This is a genomic window from Yinghuangia sp. ASG 101, from assembly GCF_021165735.1.
GTDB lineage: Bacteria > Actinomycetota > Actinomycetes > Streptomycetales > Streptomycetaceae > Yinghuangia.
In genome coordinates this window covers 1981808-1999142 of the sequence record NZ_CP088911.1, presented here as the reverse complement: position 1 = coordinate 1999142, position 17335 = coordinate 1981808, and the positions used below count along the sequence as shown (strand labels likewise).

The 17335-nt window shown below is 65.7% G+C and carries 14 protein-coding genes; 6 read left to right on the top strand and 8 right to left on the bottom strand.

From position 1 onward, the window contains the following. Window positions 1-25 precede the first annotated feature (25 nt). The 3 genes from LO772_RS08145 to LO772_RS08135 are packed head-to-tail and all read right to left on the bottom strand — an operon-like array spanning window position 26 to window position 1675. Window positions 26-868, bottom strand: coding sequence for a DUF5753 domain-containing protein (locus LO772_RS08145; protein WP_231777712.1), 843 nt, complete (start codon window positions 866-868; stop codon window positions 26-28). A 13-nt stretch (window positions 869-881) separates the two neighbouring features. After that, on the bottom strand, window positions 882-1415 hold the full coding sequence (locus LO772_RS08140) for a DUF6879 family protein (protein ID WP_231777711.1): 534 nt from the start codon (window positions 1413-1415) through the stop codon (window positions 882-884). Further along, window positions 1412-1675, bottom strand: coding sequence for a hypothetical protein (locus LO772_RS08135; protein WP_231777710.1), 264 nt, complete (start codon window positions 1673-1675; stop codon window positions 1412-1414). The genes LO772_RS08140 and LO772_RS08135 overlap by 4 nt, the downstream gene beginning before the upstream one ends. Window positions 1676-1934: 259 nt before the next feature. On the opposite strand from LO772_RS08135, the gene LO772_RS08130 reads away from it, so the two are divergent. Then, a complete protein-coding gene (locus LO772_RS08130) occupies window positions 1935-2360 on the top strand; it encodes a topology modulation protein (protein ID WP_231777709.1) in 426 nt (141 codons plus the stop codon). 154 nt (window positions 2361-2514) lie between these two features. Here LO772_RS08130 and LO772_RS08125 read toward each other — a convergent pair whose 3' ends face one another. Genes LO772_RS08125 through LO772_RS08115 form a run of 3 tightly spaced genes read right to left on the bottom strand, consistent with a single transcriptional unit; the run spans window position 2515 to window position 8662 of the window. After that, window positions 2515-5658, bottom strand: coding sequence for a type I restriction endonuclease subunit R (locus tag LO772_RS08125; protein ID WP_231777708.1), 3144 nt, complete (start codon window positions 5656-5658; stop codon window positions 2515-2517). Next, window positions 5658-6923: a restriction endonuclease subunit S gene (locus LO772_RS08120; protein ID WP_231777707.1), complete on the bottom strand. Its 1266-nt coding sequence runs from the start codon at window positions 6921-6923 to the stop codon at window positions 5658-5660. The genes LO772_RS08125 and LO772_RS08120 overlap by 1 nt, the downstream gene beginning before the upstream one ends. Further along, complete coding sequence (locus tag LO772_RS08115) at window positions 6920-8662, bottom strand: HsdM family class I SAM-dependent methyltransferase (RefSeq protein WP_231777706.1); 1743 nt, start codon at window positions 8660-8662, stop codon at window positions 6920-6922. The genes LO772_RS08120 and LO772_RS08115 overlap by 4 nt, the downstream gene beginning before the upstream one ends. A 724-nt stretch (window positions 8663-9386) precedes the next feature. On the opposite strand from LO772_RS08115, the gene LO772_RS08110 reads away from it, so the two are divergent. The 5 genes from LO772_RS08110 (at window position 9387) to LO772_RS08090 (ending at window position 14192) form a co-directional block, all read left to right on the top strand. Next, window positions 9387-10385 (top strand): CBASS oligonucleotide cyclase, encoded by a 999-nt coding sequence (locus tag LO772_RS08110; protein WP_231777705.1) that lies wholly within the window; start codon window positions 9387-9389, stop codon window positions 10383-10385. Then, on the top strand, window positions 10382-10897 hold the full coding sequence (locus tag LO772_RS08105) for an HORMA-1 domain-containing protein (RefSeq protein ID WP_231779457.1): 516 nt from the start codon (window positions 10382-10384) through the stop codon (window positions 10895-10897). Before LO772_RS08110 ends, LO772_RS08105 begins: the two co-directional genes overlap by 4 nt. Window positions 10898-10929: 32 nt before the next feature. Continuing rightward, the gene (locus LO772_RS08100) at window positions 10930-11853 is read left to right on the top strand and encodes an AAA family ATPase (protein ID WP_231777704.1); all 924 of its coding nucleotides are present in this window, start codon (window positions 10930-10932) and stop codon (window positions 11851-11853) included. Next, window positions 11850-13322, top strand: a complete 1473-nt coding sequence (locus LO772_RS08095) for an SAVED domain-containing protein (protein ID WP_231777703.1) — start codon at window positions 11850-11852, stop codon at window positions 13320-13322. The genes LO772_RS08100 and LO772_RS08095 overlap by 4 nt, the downstream gene beginning before the upstream one ends. Before the next feature lie 76 nt (window positions 13323-13398). After that, window positions 13399-14192, top strand: a protein-coding gene (locus LO772_RS08090) for an IS5 family transposase (RefSeq protein ID WP_443089444.1) whose coding sequence is annotated in 2 segments (ribosomal slippage) — window positions 13399-13717 and window positions 13717-14192 — 795 coding nt in all. Because the reading frame shifts where the segments join, the coding sequence is not laid out codon by codon here. A gap of 52 nt (window positions 14193-14244) precedes the next feature. On the opposite strand, the gene LO772_RS08085 is transcribed toward LO772_RS08090, so the two are convergent. Beyond that, complete coding sequence (locus tag LO772_RS08085; protein WP_231777702.1) at window positions 14245-14883, bottom strand: hypothetical protein; 639 nt, start codon at window positions 14881-14883, stop codon at window positions 14245-14247. A gap of 1016 nt (window positions 14884-15899) precedes the next feature. Further along, entirely contained in the window at window positions 15900-17162 is a 1263-nt protein-coding gene (locus LO772_RS08080; protein ID WP_231777701.1) for a recombinase family protein, read from the bottom strand. Between the last annotated feature and the right edge of the window lie 173 nt (window positions 17163-17335).

Below are 17335 nucleotides of genomic sequence, written 5' to 3'. Positions count from 1 at the left end.
GTGCACGCGCGTGCACGGCAGTTGTTCAGCCAAGCGCCGAGATGGCCGCCGTGATGATGCTGCGCGCCGCCGGACCGTGCACGGCCATCGACGACATCTGCTCGAACGCCTGCTCGTAGGCGCTGATCTCGTACGGCTGGCTGAAGGTGAGATAGCCGGAGACCAGTTCGACGTTGACCTGGGTGGTGTCGAAGATCCAGAACTCTTCCACCGGCATGCGCACGCGGTCCGGCCTCGCAGGGATCACCCCCACGGACACGTTCGGCAGGGCCGACACCGTGATGAGCGTGCCGAGTTGGCCGGCCATGACCTCAGCGTCACCGATGGCGTTGCGCAGGACGCACTCCTCAAGCAGGAACGCGAACGTCGCCCTGCCGCCGTACAGGATGCGCTGCCGGTCCATCCGTACATCGACGGCGGCCTCGACGTCGTCGACCGCGACGCGGCGCTGCTGTGTGGCTCGGAGTACGGCGGTGGTGTAGGCCCGCGACTGGATGAGGCCCGGCACCATCCACGACGCGTACGACCGGAAGCGGCGGGTGCGCTCGAACAACGGCAGCACCGCCTCTTGGGCGCGCTTGAGACCGGTGCGCTCCATACGCCGCCACTCGGTGAACATCCCGGTCAACGCCCGCAGCGACGCGATCAGATTGGGGGCCTCGGGGGCGGCGGCGCATACCGCGCACCACGTCTCGATGTCCTCCGGGGACGGCTGGGTGAGCCCGTCCTCGATCCGCGACGACTTCGAACGCGACCAACCGCACAGCGCAGCATGTTCGGTGAGGTTCAGCCTCCGGTCTTCGCGCAGTTCACGGAGTCTGGCTCCCAGCGCGCGACGCGCCTGCTGGACGGAGGACGATGTGGGCATGGGTCGGGCGAAATCAGCGCGGGACGTAGTCCTCGTGTGGTGTGGCCCGCGCCCACAGCGCGTCGAACGCGTCGGTGTAGGTCTTGATCAGCTCGGTGTCCTGGCTGATGTCGCGGAAGGGGTCGTCCGCGCGGCCGTTGCCGTCCCAGTGCGTCAGCATCACGGTGGAGGCGTCGAAGATCCAGAAGTCGACCGCGGGCAGCAACAGCCCTACGGCGTCCCGCCGCGGCAGCCACCGGACTTCCTCGCCGATCGCGATATTGGCGAACGTCAAGTCGTACTCGTAACGGATGTAATCCGTCACCGGCTCCGACACGACCCTCAGGCGCCGAACGTTGACGCCTCTCTCCGTCGCTTCGCCGATGATCCCGTAGAAGCCGCTGCGCCAACGCTCTTCGTCGGGATCCGGCCGCCAACCCTCCAACCAGGCCGGATAGTCCTCGTCCGCGTCGACCGTGTACACGTCCCGAAGTTCGAGGTGGATCGCCGCGTGCTGCGCATCGCGCATCAACTGGTGCTGCGGGAAGGGAGACTCTGCGGCCGTCACTGATCCTCCGTCGGTGCGGTCCCCTCGTCGGGGCGCGGTATGTACTTCAACATTTCGGCAGGCAGGCGGATCATCACCTCATGAGGTGGGACATCCGTCGAATGCCCCGGGATCGAACCGACCTCCTGGGCCTGCCGGATGGTCTCCTCATCCGCCCGGTACGACTGGATGACAAGGTCGCCCGTCGCCTCATCCAGCCAGATCGTCGGCGAGTCGTTCACCGGCGTGTTCGAGATGATCCCCAAGAACCGTAGTGTCATCGCATCCCCCGATGCCGCAGCCGTGCAGAAACGTGCAGGACCAGTGGACCGGTCCTTCCCCCGGCCGCTGATCACGAATCTTGCCAGGGCTGCCGTAGAGCATGTGCCGTCACTGAGGTCACGGGTCAGCGCGGCGCCCGCTAGCGTCGAATCGAGCCCCTCTACGCTGAACCGCCATGGACAAAGTCGCCATCGGTGCTGCGGTGGCAGCGGCAAATCGCATCTGGCTCGCGCCCTCAGCGAGTTGCTTCAGGTCCCCGTGACGCACCTCGACGCGGTGTACTACGACGAGGAGTGGAACGCACTGCCGATGGAGAAGTTCGCGGCCGTGCAGCGGGGGCTCGTTGCTCGGCCGCGGTGGGTGATCGACGGCAACTACCACTCGACCCTGGCGATCCGGTTGAAGGCGTGCGACAACATCGTGCTGATGAACATGTCCACCCCGGCTGCGCTGTGGGGCGTGCTCTCCCGGCACCTGCGACATGGCACCGGACACCGGGGCAACGGCGTCCACAACCGGATCAACCGCTCCGTGCTCACGTACGTGGCCACGTACCGAAAGAAGATGCGCCCGCGCGTCCTAGCCGAGATCAAGGAGCACGCCAGCCACGCCAAGGTGGTCCTGCTCACCTCCCGCCGCCACACCCGCCGCTGGCTCCGTGAGGTCCAAGACCAGCCCGCTTAACTGCCCCCTTCCTCATCGCCGAACGTCGAGGGAGCTGTACGGCGGGAAACGGCGCCGCCACTTTCCCGTCAGTGGAGTCTGCGGTCGACAGCCCGTGCAAAAACACCGACCACGTTCGCAGGCAAGCCCAACGCAATGCGGGACAATCACACTCTTAAGGATCCACCTGCTGATCGACCGCTGCTTCGTAGAAGGCATCTGCGAGGGCGAGGATGATCGCGTTGATGGCCGGCCCGTCGGTGAAGAAGTAGTCGGCCATCGTGTTGTGGGCTTCCTGGTTGTCCGCAACCGCCTCCGTGACGGCTGCTTGGAAGTCTTGTGACTCGATGAACTGCTTTTTCGAGTTCACCTTGGTCTGCTGGATCAGGTTCGGGTCGGCGAGCAACCGTTGGAGGAGCCCCTGGACGAACTCCCGGACTTGGGACTCGGCGAACGATTCGGCGCCGAAAAGGTCGTTCATCTTGTCTATGACGACCTGGAGCGCGACGTACTTCGGCTCCTTCTTCGCGCCCGTGCCGGCAGCACTGATTCCCTTGAGCTGCCCGTCGCCCACGAGCGAGATGTCGACGGCGATCGCCTTGTTGTGCTTGACACCGACCAGCACCACGTCGGAGAGGTCGACCTCGGCGGCCCAAGCGGACTCGGCGATGACCTTCTCCAGCAGGCGCAGGAAGATCGAGAGCATCTCCATGTAGGGGTCGCCGTAGTCGACGATCTGGGACATGAAGTCATAGAGGCGGACGTAGGTGGAGACGTCCTTGCGGAAGAGGTCGAGGGTGTTGAGGGCGACCTTGTCCTTTTCCTCGATCGCCCGCGCGTAGCGGCGCCGGAAGTCGTGTTGCGCCGGGCTTATCGCTGCCGAGAGCGCGTTGTTGCCCTTCCGGGTCACCCACAGCTCGGCGACCTTGCGGACGTCGTCATCGGTGTATATCCCGGCTTGGGCGAGCTTGTTGGCCAGGTGGATGACGATGTACGGGTCGGTCTCGGTCTCCAAGGTTGCGTTCTTGAAGTACGGCTCGAATGCCGCCCTGATGTCCTCGGGCTTGTTGGCGAAGTCGATGACGAACGTCTTGCGCTTCTGCTCTCCACCCGCGGTGCGGTGGGTGCGGTTGAGCCGCGAGAGCGTCTGCACCGCGGTGACCCCCGACAGCTTCTTGTCGACGTACATGGCCGAGAGCAGCGGCTGGTCGAAACCGGTCTGGAACTTGTTGGCGACCAGCATGATCGTGTAGGTCTCGCCCTTGAACGCCGCCGCCAGATCAGCGCCGGCGCCGGGGTTCATGTTGGCCTCGGTGAACTCGTCGTCCTTCGACGGCTGCGGGCCCCAGTCGCTGTGCCAGGTCTCGTCCTCGGCCATCGTCACCCCGGCGGAGAACGCGACCAGGGTGCGGTAGTCGTACGACGCGTCCTCGGCACGGCGCTTGGCGATGTAGGCGTCGATGGCCAGCTTGTACTTCACCGCGGACTTGCGCGAGTCGGTCACCACCATTGCCTTCGCCTTGCCTTCGAGGAGGTAGGCGACGTTGGCGTGGAAGTGCTCGACGATGATCTGCACCTTCTGGCTGATGTTCGTCGGGTGGAGCTGCACCCACCGCATCAGACCCTTGCGGGCGGCGCCCTCCTCGACCTCTTTTCCGTCACCGCTCTCGGCCCTGCCGGCGATCTTCAACGCGGTCTCGTAGGACTGGTAGCCCTTGAGCACGTCGAGGATGTAGCCCTCCTCGATCGCCTGCTTCATCGAGTACAGGTGGAACTCGCGCGGCTTCCCGTCGGGCCCCTTGCGGCCGAACAGTTCGAGGGTCTTGTTCTTCGGCGTCGCGGTGAACGCGAAGTAGGAGATGTTCTCCGACTCGGCCCGCTCGGTCATCTCCGAGGCCAGCACCGCCTCCACATCGACCTCGCCGCCCTCCTCGATCTCCTTGACCTCCTCGGCCGTCAGCACCTGCTTCAGCTTCGAGGAGATCTGACCCGACTGGGAGGAGTGCGCCTCATCGGCGATAACCGCGAACCGCTTGCCCCTCAGGCCGGCGTCGGTCCGGATCTCGTTCAGCGTGAACGGGAACGTCTGGACCGTCACCGCAATGATCAGCTCACCGTTCTTCAACGCCTGCGCCAGCAAACCCGACTTCGACTTCGCGCCGGCCTTGCGGACGTCCTCGGGGCTGATCGTCGCGACGATCTTGCCGGTGCCGTCGATCTGCCGGATCGCGTCCTGCAGCTGGGAGTCGAGCACGGTACGGTCCACGACCACGATGACCGAGTCGAAGAGCTTCTGATCGTCGACATGCAGCCGCGCCAGCCGGTGCGCCGTCCACGCGATGGTGTTCGTCTTCCCCGACCCGGCCGAGTGCTCGATCAGGTACCGCTGCCCGACACCCTCCTCCTTCACCGCCTCGACAATGCTCGTGACGGCCTCCCACTGGTGGAACCGCGGAAAGAGCATGCTCGTACGCCGCACCGACGTACCGGTGGCGACGTCCCACTCCTCCTGGGTCTGCACGATCATCAGCCGCCCGATGATGTTCAGCCAGGCATGCTTCTCCCACACGCGTTCCCACAGGTACGCCGTCGCCGAACGCCCGTCCGCGCCGGGCGGGTTGCCGGCACCACTGTCGCAACCGGTGTTGAACGGCAGGAAATGGGTCTTCTCACCCTCCAGCCTCGTGGTCATCGCCGCCAAGTCATTCGAGACCGCGAAGTGCACCAGCGCCCGGTGACCGAACGACAACAACGGCTCCGGCCGCCCGTTCGTCAACGGATGGCGATGCTGCTTGTACTGGTTGACCGCCTCGTCCAGCGACTGCGTGAAGTCGGTCTTCAACTCCACCGTGGCCACCGGCAGCCCGTTGACGAAGAACACCAGATCGATGCTGCGCTGGTCGGCGGTCGAGAAGCGCACCTGCCGCACCACCCGCACCCGCATCGCCTCGTAGTGCGCCGTTGTGGTCTCGTTGAGCGAAGTCTCCGGACGGAACTGCGCCATCTTCAACCGGCCGCCGCCGATGTACTGCACGCCGTTCCGGAGGATGTTCAGCGTCCCGCCGCCGTGTTCCAGCGGCCGGTCGAGCGCCGCAGTCAGCACATCGAGGAACTTCGCCTGCGACCCCGCCGCCTTCAACGCCTTCTCGTATGCTGGCTTCTGCGTCTCCTCCAGCCACGCGAACAAGTCAGCGGGGAACAGCGCCCGCTCGCGGTCGTAGTCACCACCGTCATGGTCGTTCGCCGAGTACAGCCAACCGTGAGCGTTGAGGTACTCGCAGATCTCCGTCTCGAAGACCACCTCGTTGTGGTTGGCCATCACACCGCCTGTCGTAGGTCGATCTGGCCCGTCACCGCCGCCGTGATCAACGCCGACCGCCGCTCGCGGGCGAGCTCGATGAACCGCTCAGCTTCCACGATCAGTCGGTCGATTTTCGTTGTCTGTTCGTCCAGTCTCGTGACGATGCGTCGCTGTTCTTCAACGGGGGGGACCGGCATCGGGAGGTTCACGATGTCGGCCTGACTGACGTTGAGCATCGACTGGCTCGCGCCCGTGGCCTCCAACTCGATCAAGTCGCGCCACCTGCGGCTCCCTAGGACAGTGGCTACAAATCTCGGGAGTGCCTGGTGCTCGTCGAGCGTGAAAGCGTAAAGCTTGTCGCACAGCATGAGTCGCGGAAAATCACCGGCGACCACCGCAGCACTTCCGACCAAATCCCGTGTATTAGCACGCGACACGATGAGATCACCCCGCCGTACCACGATGTCTGGTCGCGGAGACGCCTCGCTAGGCAGCTCCTTGTTCTCCGTGGGACGAAATCGACCGCCGTTTGCAGCCCCTGTCTTGAGGACGGCCCACTTTTCAACACCGTCGGCCGACCAGGCGTAGCACTGCGGGCTCCAGCCCTGACGTACCGACTGGATGATGTGCTTCAGCCGCGGCCCACTCGTCTGGACGTCGGATAGTGCTGCTTCAACCGCCGCAAGCCGACGCTCGCGGAGCATCTCGATCAGCCGTTGCTGCTCTTCGATGAGCGTGTCGATGCGGGCCGTCTCGCGGTCGAGGTAGTTGGCAATGGCGCGCTGCTCGTCCGAAGGAGGTACTAGCCAGGGACAGGCTGCAAGTTCCTCACGGTTGATCTTCGGCATCTTCACTCGCATCGAAGTGACTGTCGCGAACGAGTTGAAGGGCCTTGCAAGCATGTAGTAGAGCGCGTACCGCGGGACCACTGACGAACGAAACGACATGGCGTACATGTCCGCGCTGCACAGGCAGTCTTCTACCGCAATGGTGACCTTGTTGAGAGCTGGGCGGATCTTCGAGTACAGAATCTGACCCGCACGAGCGAGGTACTTGCCGGAGTCCGCCCCTTGCTCGGAGGCTGTCTCGCGTCCAAGAATCCGACCCGTGCCACTCTCGATGTGGTTCGGCGCGACGAGGACCATTGAAGCCCAAGGCTCGTCGCGCGGATCGACCTGACCACCGTTGACCGACGCCTCGTACCCGAATCGGCTAACTCGCCAATGGGAGGGCACCGCCCCGAGCCACGGTGAGGTCGCCTCAGCGAGTTCGTAGCCGCTCACTTCTCGACCTCCCGCAGCAGGTCGAGGATCTTGGCGACCTGCTTCTCCAGGTCGCCATCGATCTCGGCGAGCGGGCGGGGCGGGATGTACTTGTAGAAGTGGCGCGTGAAGGGGATCTCGTAGCCGATCTTTGTCTTGGTCCAGTCGATCCAGGCGTCAGGAACGTGAGGCTTCACTTCCGCATCGAAGTACGTCTGGATGACTTCGCGCTGGCCTGCCGCGCCGGCGGTTGAGCCGCCGTAGGTGAAGGGCACGTTCTCGGTGTCACGCTTTTTCGCGTCGGGCTTCGGGCTGCCCTTGCGGTCGACTACGGGGTCCCCGTCCTCCATCAGGGGACGCTCGACGGTGATGGTCCAGTAGCCGAACTCGTCGTTGCGCAGGACCTTGGAGAGGTCGGGGTCGGCGTCCTCGAAGTCGTCATACAGCTGCACGATCTTGGCGCGGTCAGCGTCGCTGATCTCGCGTCCTTTGGACCCGAGGTTTTTGCGCATCTTGGTCCAGAACGAGGTGCCGTCGACGAGTTGGACCTTGCCCTGACGGTCGGGGTGCTTGGTGTTGTCAAGGATCCAGATGTAGGTGGCGATGCCGGTGTTGAAGAACATGTTGGTCGGCAGGGCGACGATCGCCTCGACGAGGTCGTTCTCCAGCAGCCACCTGCGGATGTTCGAGGGGCCGGATTCGGCGCCGCCGTTGAAGAGCGGCGAGCCGTTCATGATGATGCCGACACGACCGCCGCCGTCCTCGGGTGCGCGCATCTTGTGGGCCAGGTGGAGCAGGAAGAGCATCTGGCCGTCGGAGGTCGCGGGGAGTCCGGGCGCGAAGCGGCCGTAGGGGCCGGCGGAGTCGCGCTCTTCCTTGATCGCCTTGGCGTACTGCTTCCAGTCGACGCCGTAGGGCGGGTTGGACATGCAGTAGTCGAACTGGCGGCCCTTGAAGGCGTCGTCGGTGAGCGTGTTGCCGAAGGCGATGTTGGTCGTGTCGTGGCCCTTGGCGAGCAGATCGGACTTGCAGATGGCGTACGACTGCGGGTTGTACTCCTGGCCAAACAGGCTCAGCTTTGCCGCAGGGTTCTGCGCGAGGAGGTGCTCCTCAGCCAGGGAGAGCATGCCGCCGGTGCCTGCGGTGGGGTCGTACAGCGACCGGACGATACTGCCCTCGGTGAGGGGCACGTCCTTCTCCGCGAACAGCAGGTCGACCAGCAGCCGGATCGCGTCACGCGGCGTGTAGTGGTCCCCGGAAGTCTCGTTCGCGGCCTCGTTGAACTTGCGGATGATGTACTCGAACGCGTCCCCCATGTCCGCGTTGGACACCACTTCGGGATGCAGGTCGACGGCACCGAAGGACTTGACGATCTCGCGCAGGAGCCCGGCCTTCTCCAGGGCCAGGATCTCCTTCTTGAAGTCGAAGTACTCGAACACGTCCACGTCGGGGGAGAACCGGTCGATGTAGTCAGCAAGGTTGTCCGCCAGCCCGTCCGCGTCGGCCAGCAGGTTCGCGAACTCATAGTTCGACGTGTTGTAGAACGTCCGCCCGGTGGCCTTCTTGACCTCGACCTTGAGCCGGTTCGGGTTCTCATACCTCGCCGCCAGCTCCTGTACCGTAGCGCGGTCCGGCTCCAGTACGCAGTCAAGCCGCCTCAGGATCGTGAACGGGAGAATCACCGTCCCGTACTGATTGGGGCGATATGGCCCCCGCAGCTGGTCAGCGATGGACCAGATGAAGCTACCGAGCGTACTCACAAAGTTCCCCACGAGAATCGTCTAGCAGTGAGGACACTTTGCCAGAGCCGACCGTCATCGTCCCACGGTTCAGTTACGGGGTCCCTGTCCGAGGGGTTGAAGAGCTGACCTACCACCGCCCCTTGCGTTGGAGAATGCGCTACACGGCCCCGAACACACAGGGTGCTGTGGCGTCCTGGTGATGGCTACCCGACACCCGCGCGAGGGGCGACCCGTTAACGAGCAGTCCGTACCCCCGGCCAAGATTGGCGCGCGGCGGCAGTGGGCCCTCGGCATTCCGAGCCGCACCGTCCTTCTCCGCAATCCTTGAGACCTCGACACCGACCGCGGCCGATGGCGCTGCACCGGCATCTGCTTCGTCCGGACGTACGAGGCACGGGGAAGTGATAACAAGAGGCCGTTGCCTCTCCATCAGCCCCGAAGCCCCTCGGAAGCTACTCCCACCAGTCGAGCCCCTACCGCCCTCAGCCGCGCGTCCGCACGAACATCCGGTTTCCTCCCCTACGTCCATCAGGTGCAAGACCCGCCGCTGTACGCGGCGTGGACCTTCGCGAGCGGACACACCGGCTCTGCTCGGCTAACGGGTGAGCAGCGGGAAGGAACGCGATGCCGGCCGGATCACCACCTGCGACCGCCGTTCCACTCGAACTCGTCTTCCCCGGTTTGTCGGCGGCGGGTGATATCCCTGGCTTGCGGTCAGACTGGGCCGCCCGGGCGAAGGGGCATGGTGTTGGCCGGAGAGCGCTACGTTGATCACGAGGTCCTCAAGACCTTCGCACAGAACAAAGTGAACGTTCCGAAGGAGGAGGCCGCCGAGCGCCGCAGGCAGGTGAACCACCTGAGGGAGCGCCTGGAGACCCATATTGCTGCGCACCCGGACTACAACCTCGTCAAACTCCGCGCGTCCGGTAGTACGGCGAAGCACACGGCGATTCGGAGGCGCGGCGGCGGATCCGACGCGGATGTGGCCGCGTATGTGCGCGCCGCCGTCGACATCGACGAGACGACCCTTCTGGACTGGCTGCGCGACCGGTGCATCGAGGTGTACGGCGAGACAAAGGTCGCGGAGGACTTCGTCATCTCCCGGCACGCGGTAGGGATCACCCTGCGCGGGACCGGCCTGAAGATCGACGTCGCCCCGGTGCTCTACAACGGCGAACCGGACGACCAGGGCTACCTCGTGACGCGCCAGGGAGACAGGGTCCTGACCTCGGTCACCCTGCACCTGCAGTTCATCAGGGAGCGCAGGAAGAAGGCGGGACCCGGATACCCGGAACTGATCCGCCTCCTGAAGGCATGGATTCGCACGAGCAAGGACCGCGACCCGGACCTGCGCTGCAAGAGCTTCCTCCTCGAATTGCTGGTCGCCCACCTGTGGGAGACGGGCTGGAACGGCGAACCGCTGCAAGTGAACGACTACCCACGGGCGATCGAGCAAGTGCTCGCCTACATCGCCCGCACCGGACTGAAGAGCCCGATCGTGTTCACCGACTACTACAAGGCCGACGAGGTTGCGCAGTCCTGGGAGCCCATCCAGGTGTGGGACCCGGTCAGCCCCGAGAACAACGTGGCCTCTTCCTACACCCAGGAGCACCGACAACGGTTGGTGGAACTCGCCACCACAGCCCTCGACTCCGTCGCTTGGGCGGCTGTTTCACCCACGAAGGGGGATGCGTACGACGCTTGGCGCGAGCTGTACGGCCCCACCTTCCCGGGAGCGTGAACGTGACCGGCTCTTATGTCAGATCTGCGTCTTTCACGATCACTGACGCCCGCTACGTCGGAGCGAAAGTGGGCGCCGACCTCCGCCTCCTCCACAACTATTACGGCAAACCGGCGTTGGACAGCATCGACAACTACGTCGAGGAGGTCGCCCTGCTGCTGCGCGACGGCTACCTCAGCACCGTCGACTACGGCTTCCGTGACGCGGACAGCAACGTCTGGAAGCTGCGCCTGCGTTACACCGCGACCCTGGGCGGCCAGCTCACCGACGCTCGGCCCGGGCGCCTCCCGACCTCTGTCGAACTCGTCGGCTACGGCTTCCACAGCTTCCTGACCTACAGCTCCGCCTTTCTGGCCAAGCCCAGCAGCGAGCAGTCGGCCTTCAAGGAACTGCTGCCCATCTCGAGGACAACCGCGGAAGCACCGAGCGCGCTCTCCGGCAGCAGCACGGCGGGCCACGGCTACGCCCGCAACGGCGCTGGCGTCGCCCGCGACGTCTACATCGCTTACTGACTCCGAACGATCAACAGGAGGAAAACAACCCCGTGACCAGCCAGGACGATCTGTTCCACCCCGTCATCGAGCTCCCCGAGCCCACCCGCCGCGCCCGCTACGACCGTCTCGTGGGCCTGGATGAGATGAAACTGCGCCTCCGCAAGGAGGCGGCGCTGCTCGCGGACCCCCGCCGACTCCAGGCATGGGCCGACAGCTGCCACGGTAGCCATGTCGCCGCGCTGACCCTGTTCGCCGACCGCGCGCCGCTGTTCGTCTTCGCTGGCGATGTCGGCTCCGGCAAATCCGCCCTCGCCGAGTCCTTCGGCTGCGACCTCGCCGACTGGCTCGACCTGCCCGTCTATCTCTACCGGCTCAAGCTCGCCACCCGCGGCAGCGGCCTCGTCGGCGAGATGACCTCCCTCATCGGCCACGCCTTCACCCACCTTCACGACGCGGGACGACGCGCGGTGAGTCCCCGCGGCGTAACGTCCGTCTCGATCCTCGTCGTCGACGAGGCCGACGCTCTCGTCCAGTCCCGTGAGGCACAGCAGATGCACCATGAGGACCGGGCCGGCGTGGACGCCTTCCTCGCCGGCGTCGACAGTCTCGCCGGCGCACGCGTTCCCGTGCTCGTCGTGCTGTGCACCAACCGCGTCGGGGCGCTCGACCCGGCCGTCATGCGCCGGTCCGCCGCCACCTTCACCTTCACCCGCCCTGACGACCAGGCGCGACACGCCGTCCTCACCCAGGCACTTCAGGGCCTGTCCATCAGCCCCGAGACCATCGACAAGATCGTCGCCCTCACCGGCCCCACCACCGACCGACCCGGCTACACCTTCTCCGACCTCACCCAGCGCCTGGTCCCCGCCGCCGTCTTCCGCGCCTTCCCCGACCGGCCCGTACGCGACGAGGACCTCGTCGTCCTCGCGGAGGAACTCACGCCCACCCCCGTCTTCAACGAGGAGCCCCGGTGACGCACCTACCCGCCCCCGGTCCCACCAGCGTGAGAACCACCGGCGACTACTACCAGTGGCTCACGGCGTGGGAAGCATGCCTGACCCTCCTGCGCGAGACCGCGGCGCGCTCGCACAATCCCGTCCACTCAGTAGGCGTGGAACTGGACGGCGTCGGCAATCTCGACGACGTCGTCCTCCTGCGCGCCACTCCGCCGAGCACCTACATGCAGGTCAAGTACGCCGTCGACAGCTCCACGCCCGTCAACGAGGAGTACCTGACCAAGCCCAGCGCCAACGGCGGCTCGTCGGTCCTGAAGAAGATCGCGACGGCGTGGCGGCAACTGACCCAAGACGGTCAAAGCATCGAGCTGGTCCTTGTGACCAACAGGGCCCCCGACCCCGATGACGCCCTCGTGTCCGTCCGCGACGCACGCACCGGACTCTTGATGCCGAAGGCGGAAGGCGGCGGACCGCGGTCAGGACTCGGCCAAGCGCGCGCCCGCTGGGCCCACAACGCCGGTCTGACCGAGGACGAACTGCGCGAACTGTTGGCCGTCTTGCGGTTCGATCTCGCCCGCGACATGGTGCGCGTTGAGGAGCACCTCCAGCTGCTCATGGCCGCTGCCGGCCTGCGCCATGACACACAGGCAATGAAGAGCGGCGCCAACTGGGTTGCGGAAATGGTGCGTGAGGGCCACCGTGAGCTCACCCAGGAGATGGTCCAATCCGCCGTCGACGCATTGGACCTCAAGGTCGGCCCCGCCCGGGCCGTCCTCTCAATTGCCACCCTGAAGCCGGACCCACTGGCCGACGCGGCCGACCACAGGCTCGACTGGATCGACCGTTTCGACGGCGACTCCGACTTCACCAAGCGCCGCCCTCTCCCGCCGCACACATGGCGGCAGCTCCAAGCGGACATCGAGTCCGCCCCAGGGCGTCTCCCCGTCGGCACCACAGCCATCTCGATCACAGGCAGCCTCCGGCTGGCGCCCGCCTTCCTGGTCGGCACCGCCTTCCGCATGGTGACCGGCGCCGACCTCGCCATCATGCAACGCGGACAGCTCTGGTCCACCAACGACCCGTACAACACCGCGCTCGCCCCCGGCACCGAGGAGCACATCGTCGGCCAGGGCGACGAGCTCGCCGTCGCCATCGCCATCGCCACCGACCCCACCGAGGACGTTCTCACCTACCTGCGCGAGCAGGACCTTCCCGTCTCCAAACTCATCGTCCTCAGCCCACCGGGCACTGCCGCCCGAGACGGCTCCGTCCCCGACAGCACGGCCGCCAACGCCCTCGCCGTCGGGATCCGCGACCACCTTCGCCGCGCCGCTCGACCCGTCAGACGCATGCACCTGTTCCTGGCTTGCCCGATGGGACTTTCCCTCCTTCTCGGCCACCGATGGAACCGGTTGTGCCAGACCGTGGTGTACGAGGACATCAAAGTCGACGAGGGGTACGAGCCAGCGTTCATTGTTGAGGCTTAAGAGGACGTCTCATATGGCGTCGGTGTGGTGTGCGGCATGATGGTTGCCTGTGGAGGTTGATGGTCTTTCTCGGCGGCTGGTTCCGGACGGGCTTTGGGAGTTGGTGGCGCCGTTGCTTCCGCCGTTCGCGGTGCGTCCGCAGGGCGGTGGCCGGGCGCCGCTGGACGAGCGGTCTGTGTTCACGGCGGTGGTGTACGTGTTGACGAGCGGGTGTGCGTGGCGGGATCTCCCGCCGTCGTTCGGGGTGTCGGCGCCGACCGCGCACCGCCGGTTCGGCGTGTGGACGAAGGCGGGTGTGTGGGCACGGCTGCACCGGGCGGTGCTGGACCGGCTGGGGTCGCGCGGTGAGGTCGACTGGACTTCGGTGATCGTGGACGCGGCGTCGGTCCGCGCGAAAAGGGGGGCGATCTGACCGGTCGCAACCCGGTCGATCGCGGTAAAAAGGGCTCCAAGCTCCACGTGCTCGCCGACGGCGGCGGCCTGCCGCTGGTGGTCGGCGTGACGGGCGCGAACACCCACGACAGCCGGATGCTCAAGCCACTGGTCCGGGAGATCCCCGCGGTCAAGTCCCCGCGCGGGCCCCGCCGCCGGCGGCCCGGGAGGCTCCGCGCCGACAAGGCGTATCACTCCGCGGACACCCTCGCCTGGCTCCGGGCACGCGGCATCGTCCCCCGTATCGCCCGCCCCGGGGTCGAGTCCTCCGAACGCCTGGGCAGGCACCGCTGGAAGATCGAACGGTGCATCGCCTGGCTCTTCGGCTACCGCCGACTCACCATCCGATACGAGCGCAAAGGCAGCCACTTCACAGCCTTCCTCCAGTTGGCGGCAGCCCTGACCTGCTACAAGAAACTCGCCCGATGGACCATATGAGACGTCCTCTAAGCCCTACCGCGCTGCGGGTGGACTTATCGCACCCACGAGGTTAGGCCGCGCCAGCCACAATCTGCCGCTGAACCACTAGGTAGCGACGAAAATCGATAATAGAGCCATTTGCCCGGTTTGTCGTCGTCTCTTCGATATTATTCAGATCGACGGAGTTTGCTGCGACAAGCTTGTTTGTATAGTCAGCCACGAGGCTGACTAGAGCCTCGGACTCCTCGACAGAAAACTCGAGAGCAATCGCGCCACGGTCGGAGTGCTCCTTCACGGCATCCAAAGCGGAGATCAAATGCGAGAGCACATCCGCGTTCACACTTCCGCTGCTAATGGCCTCCAAGTAGGCAGCGAGCGCCGCGTTGTAACTCTGGACACACTCCGGAATTTCGGGCTTAGGTGCAGACTGCGTTCGCTTCGCAACCCAGCCGACCACCCCGCCACCAACGGCTGCTAGGGCAGCGACTCCGAGGCCGATGACGACGACCTTGGGGTTCCTGAGCCCCTTCACGAACGCTGCGCCTACGACGGAGTCTTGGTTACCGACTACCCTTGAAACTTCCCGGATATGGGCAGTAATGCCGGTGCTATCGCGAATCGCGGCGGTTCCCAGCATCTTGAGCTCGCCGGTTGCCAGCCCCTTGGCGATCTCAATAGGTGCGTCGTACGTGATCTGTATGAACGTCATGATTCCTCTTCGCATGGGATATAGCGTCCGGGACTTGACTGTAGATCCGTGTGCCGAAAGTCCGGGGCTCCACACAGACACGATCGACGCGGAATCCCTGGTCGTGACAACGAGAATGACGATGACGCCATGGCGCTGATCCCTAAGGGCGCGAGAACCTGACGACCGGCGCAACCCTGGACATCATATGCTTCCGGGCCTCATGGATGGAACGTTCGGCCCACGGCGTTCAGGGCCCCTGCGTTCGGAGGTGCGATTCGTTTGCGTCGAGGGCTGTGTCTCGGTCTCGAAGCCCACGAACCCAATGCAGACGAGGCCCACGGCGGTGTTGCCGAACTGGCCGAACTGGAGAGCGTCGCTTTCGCGTGGTGCCGCATTGGGCCGCCCGGCGTCGCGCGCCAGACTCGTGCGATTCATGGCGGCCATCGGTGACGCGGGCAACGAATATTGCAGTCCACGGGGCCAGTTCCACGAATGCTTGACCGTGGAGCCCAGTACAGGCCAAAGGCCAGCCCGGGCTTCGTATCGTTCTTCTCCGCCCCCGGGGACCCCAACGGGGGCAGCGCCCCGAATCTGGCGAATCAACCGAGACGACGCACACCGCTGCCGGAATACGCCGAACTGTGAAGACCGTTGAGGCGCCGACCTACACAGCCAGCAGCCGACGAATTCGCCGCAGTACGCCACCCTTTCGAGGGATGGACTCGGGACTCACGGCAGGCTACCTTGTATATGAGAAACAGGTCGGGGTCCCAGGGCCCAATGGATCAACCGACGTAGAGTCGGTTCCCCCCGACCAGACCGGAGATGACGGTCAACTCCCCCCTCGGACACATAATTGCCCCACGAACTTCGGTTTCTGGGCAGCGTCGATCGGCACCCGTGCTTGGCCTCGGCCGAGGCGGGTGTTTGTCGTTCCTAGGGTTTGCAGTTTGTCGACCGCCTCATTCCTTCTGCTCGAGTTGGTTGTCGGTCCGCGCTCTAACCGGATGTCCGGTGCCGGTAGAGCGCTGGGGCTATCGTCCGATGGCGATCCTTTCCTTCTTGTCGGTGTCGGCGGTTACGGTGCGACCGGCCTGGTCGTAGATGAGCCCGATGCCGTCGGCGCGGAGCTGGGCGAGTGCGCCCGCCGGGTCCGGTGCCGCCTCTTCGCCGGTGCGCATGAGATGGAGCGCCGGCAAGTGGGCGAGGATCTGGTCCTCGCGGAGGTATGCATTCGGCGTCCGGTTCGGGTCCCGAGGCGTGGCGCTGGAATGTCCGTGTCGGCAGCGGTACGCGGCGCGCCCGTTCGACCAGCACGATTCCATGAGCCGGTTGCAGTGCCCACAGCGGAGAAGTCCGGCGAGCTGGTACGTCCGCCCAGCGGCTGTCTTCTCGGCGCGGATGGCCTGTGCGGCGACGAAGTCGGCTTCGCTGACCAGCGCCGGATGCGCCTGCTTCTCGGAGATCACCCACTCGTCCGGGGTGTTGCGGCGCATCACGTCGCGGTGGCCGAGGGTGGTGTTGTCCGGGTCGATCAGTTCGTGGTCGGTGCGCTGCCGGTTCCACACCTGCCGCCCGGTGTAGCGCGGGTTGCTGAGGACGCCCTGCACCGAGGTGAGCGTCCAGGCGATCGCAGTTCGGTGCGGGTTGCGTTCGCGGTCAGCGGCGGCCGGGCACGGGATGTTCATGTCGTTGAGCGCGCGGGTGATCCGGGCCACGCTGTGGCCGGCGAGGCGTTGCTGGAACATCCACGTGACGATGGGGCCGGTGTCCGGGTCGATATCCATCTGTCGTAGCTGAACGCCGCGGCGGGCGAGTGCGTGGTTCGGGTGCGGTCCGGCGTCCACGAGCCGGTAGCCATAGGGCGGCCGACCGCCGAGGTAGCGGCCCTGGTCGCGCGCCTGGACGAGCATCGCGGTGCGCGCCCGGACACGGGCGCGCGTGACCTCGCGCTTGGCCAGGACACCGAGCAAGACCATCAGTTCGTCGTGGGCTGCGAGCTGCGGATCGACCTCGCCGCCGAGTTCGGGCAGCCACACGGGCACGCCGTAATGCTCGAAGATCGGCGCCATCGATGCGAACTGCTGGCCTGAGAAGGCGCGTTCGCTGGATCCGATGATGATGGCGTCGAACCCGCGGTCCGGGTCGGAGAGGGCCGTGAGCAGAACAGCAGCCTCGGGACGCCGGGCCCACGGCAGCGAGCGACTGTGGCCGACGTCGAAGAACTCCGCCACGATCCGCCCATGACCGGAGGCCACGGCATCGGCGCGCAACCGCTGCCACGCCCGCGACGTCACCGGGTCCTGGTGGTCCTCGGTGGGTGGACACCCGGCCGTAAAACGCGAACCGCAGGCCGCCTGCTGGGGCCGCACCGTTCACCCGTGCCCCAGGTCGGCAGGCCCACGCGGCCAACTGGCCCCGGGCAGCGCCGGTTTCGATCCGGCCCGACACCGCGCTCGCCGTCATGGAC